Annotated in this window: 3 protein-coding genes; 1 reads left to right on the forward strand and 2 read right to left on the reverse strand. The window is 68.7% G+C overall.

Annotated elements, in window-relative coordinates:
• Nucleotides 1-57: 57 nt before the first annotated feature.
• Both purU and AOK01_RS31600 read right to left on the reverse strand, forming a co-directional pair.
• Nucleotides 58-939, reverse strand: a complete 882-nt coding sequence (gene purU, locus AOK01_RS31595) for a formyltetrahydrofolate deformylase (RefSeq protein ID WP_055517683.1) — start codon at nucleotides 937-939, stop codon at nucleotides 58-60.
• Nucleotides 940-1,129: 190 nt separating this feature from the next.
• Nucleotides 1,130-1,630: an SCO4402 family protein gene (locus AOK01_RS31600; protein WP_055517685.1), complete on the reverse strand. Its 501-nt coding sequence runs from the start codon at nucleotides 1,628-1,630 to the stop codon at nucleotides 1,130-1,132.
• A gap of 118 nt (nucleotides 1,631-1,748) precedes the next feature.
• Here AOK01_RS31600 and AOK01_RS31605 point away from each other — a divergent pair, with 118 nt between their 5' ends.
• On the forward strand, nucleotides 1,749-3,077 hold the full coding sequence (locus AOK01_RS31605; RefSeq protein WP_055517686.1) for an ABC transporter substrate-binding protein: 1,329 nt from the start codon (nucleotides 1,749-1,751) through the stop codon (nucleotides 3,075-3,077).
• Nucleotides 3,078-3,154: the final 77 nt, after the last annotated feature.

Here is a 3,154-nt window from a genome sequence, read left to right on the forward strand (position 1 = left end):
CACCCGCACGTCCACCCGCGCCCACCCCCACCCCCGCCGTCGCAGCGGCAGCCACGGTCAGCCGAAGACGACGGTCCGCCGCCCGTTCAACAGAATCCGCCGCTCCGCATGCCACTTCACGGCCCGCGCCAGCGCCTGGCACTCCACGTCACGGCCCACGGCGACGAGCTGCTCCGGGGTGACCTGGTGCCCCACGCGCTCGACCTCCTGCTCGATGATCGGCCCCTCGTCGAGGTCGGCCGTCACATAGTGAGCGGTCGCACCGATCAGCTTCACTCCACGGACGTGAGCCTGGTGGTACGGCTTGGCGCCCTTGAAGCTCGGCAGGAACGAGTGATGGATGTTGATGATCCGCCCACCCAATTGCTTGCAGAAGTCATCGGAGAGCACCTGCATGTACCGCGCGAGCACCACAAGTTCGACACCCTGCTCCCGCACCAGCTCAAGCACCTGCGCCTCGGCCTGCGCCTTGGTGTCCTTGGTGACCGGAATGTGATGGAACGGCACGTCGTACGAAGCCACGAGTTCGGCGAAATCCGTGTGATTGGACACCACGGCCGCGATCTCGACGGGCAACGCCCCGGTCCGCGCCCGGAACAGCAGGTCGTTCAGGCAGTGCCCGAACTTGCTGACCATCAGCACGACCCGCATCTTGTCCTCGGCCCGGTGGATCTGCCAGTCCATCTGGAAGGAGTCACCGACCGCCGCGAAGCTCGCCCGCAGCTTCTCCACCGTCACCGGCGGCTCCGCCGAGAAGTGGACCCGCATGAAGAACAGCCCCGTGTCGTGGTCACCGAACTGCTGGCTGTCCTCGATGTTGCACCCGGTCATGAACAGGTAACTCGACACGGCGTGCACGATGCCCTGCTTGTCGGGGCAGGAAAGCGTCAGGACGTACTGCTCGGGCGCGGGCCGTTCGGGCGCGGACTGCTCGTTCATGCACGCCAGGGTCCCACAACCGAGCCCGCACCAGCCGACGCGTCCCGCACACCGGACACGGAGTGGCATCCGCGGAGCCATGGCTGAGCACGCGGCGCCCACGGCCCCCGAAAGGGGCGCGAGGAACTGCGCGCCCAGCCCCCACGCCCCCGCACGTCACACGTACGACGAAACGGAGCGGAACGGAACCTCAGGCGGACCGAGCCATGATCCGCAGAACCTCAAGCGTCCGAGGCGGCACATCCGGCTCCTCCCCGTCGCTCACCGCCATCCGCACATGGGCGTCCCGAGCGGCCCGTACGGCCTCCGCCCACCCCGGATGCTCCAGGTAGACGGAGACGGCGGCATCGGGCCCGACCTGATGCATGATCCGCAGCACCCGCAGCACGGCGGAGTCGACGAGCGCCGCCTCCTGCGAGTCCCGGAAGATCGTGCCCACGTATTTCTCGGCGGACCAGTTGTCCAGCCAGGTGTCCTCGACGAGGCGATAGACGGCGTCGGTCACATCCCCGTACCCGTCGACCCCCGCGAGCCAGACCCCCCGCTGGAACTCGGTGTCGGAAAGCATGTGCAGCGCGGAGCGCACATTGCTGCGCCAGCGCCACCACGGCATGTCATTCAGTGGCATGTCGCCCATGGTGGATGAGCGACGCCCGCGACGGGAAGAGTTCTCCGAACCTTGCACGGTCACCGATCGTACGTTCCCGTCGACTCGGCCCGCTCCCGCACCCCGCTGTTCACCTGGTCGTCACCGTACGTTGAGCAAGGGTCACACCAGCCGTAGCGACGTGCCGGAATCGTACGTGTTCATGACCGGCCGGCGAGACACCCGTACTGCCCTGCCCGCTACCCGCCTCCCAGGCACCGAGCCCAAGGCCAAGGCCAAGGCGAACGCCAAGGTCAGAGTGCTGTCCGCAGGAGCCCTGGCCCTGTGTCTGTCGACAGCCGTCGGATGCGGCGTCGTCCCCGGTACCACGGGGGGTTCAGGGGACGACACCGTCACGGTCATGACATGGGCGCCGGAGAAGACCAGGACGACCAACAAGCCCGGGATGCCCGCGATGGCGAAGACCTACGCGCGCTGGGTCAACGACCACGGCGGCATCAACGGCCGCAAGCTCAAGGTTCTCACCTGCAACGACCACAACGACACGGTGGCCGCCGCGAACTGCGCCCGCCGCGCGGTCGAGGAGAACGTCGTCGCGGTCGTCGGTTCGTACAGCCAGCACGCCCGCTCGTTCTTCTCCCCGCTGGAGGCCGCCGGCATCCCCTACCTGGGCGGATACGGCGTCACCGACGACGAGTTCACCAGCCCGCTCTCCTACCCGGTGAACGGCGGCCAGCCCTCCCTGCTGGCCGGCCTGGGCCGGCAACTCGCCAGAACCTGCGGCCCGGTCACACTGATCCGCCCCGACACGATCGCCGGCGACGAATTGCCCGTACTGCTCGACTCCGGCCTGACCGCAGGAGGCCACCCGGCCTCCGTCGACCAGCGGGCCGCCGAGGACGCCACGGAGTACCTGGGACACGCCAAGCGGGCGCTGCAGCGTGCGTCGACGGATGCGCGGGAGGAGGGGTGCGTGATCCCCGCGCTCGGCGACCGCACCGACACCTTCATGGACTCGTTCCGGCGGGCCCGCGAGGACTACCCGACGGTACGGACGGCCTCCGTGCTGGGCAGCGTCGACCAGTCGATGGTGGACGCGACGGGCAGTACGTACGAGGGCGCGTACGTCACCGGCTGGTACCCGGCGGCGAGCGACGAGCGGTGGCAGCCGATGCGCGACGTCATCCAGGAGGAGGCCTTCGGCGACAACCGGATCGACGTCGCCGATCCGGGCGTGCAGACGACCTGGATCGCGTACACCGCCCTGCGGAAGGCCATCGAGTCGCTGGGCGACGGCGAGGTGTCCGCGCGGTCGCTGCGGCGCACGCTCGACGACGGCCTGAAGATCGACACGGGCGGGCTGACGCCGACCCTGAGCTGGAGCTTCCAGGACCTGATCACGGCGAGCGGCTTCCCACGGCTGGTCAACGCGGACGTGACCTTCCAGGTGGTACGGAAGGGCAAGCTGGCCACGGAGCGCAAGGGCTTCGCGAACGTGTCGAAGGTGCTGGAAACAACACAGACGCCCTGACAGGACGACCCCGACGAGCAGTCACGGACCCTGCCCGTACCCCTTCCCCCCTCGCCCTCGCCTTCCCCCTGTCCCTT

The organism is Streptomyces aurantiacus, assembly GCF_001418335.1.
In the GTDB taxonomy this organism is placed as follows: Bacteria; Actinomycetota; Actinomycetes; order Streptomycetales; family Streptomycetaceae; genus Streptomyces; species Streptomyces aurantiacus.

What these genes read in the sequence shown, in the direction of transcription:
- AOK01_RS31605 (WP_055517686.1), top strand. Translation starts at nt 1,749, where the DNA reads ATGACCGGCCGGCGAGACACCCGTACTGCCCTGCCCGCTACCCGCCTC.
- purU (WP_055517683.1), bottom strand. Translation starts at nt 939, where the DNA reads ATGAACGAGCAGTCCGCGCCCGAACGGCCCGCGCCCGAGCAGTACGTC.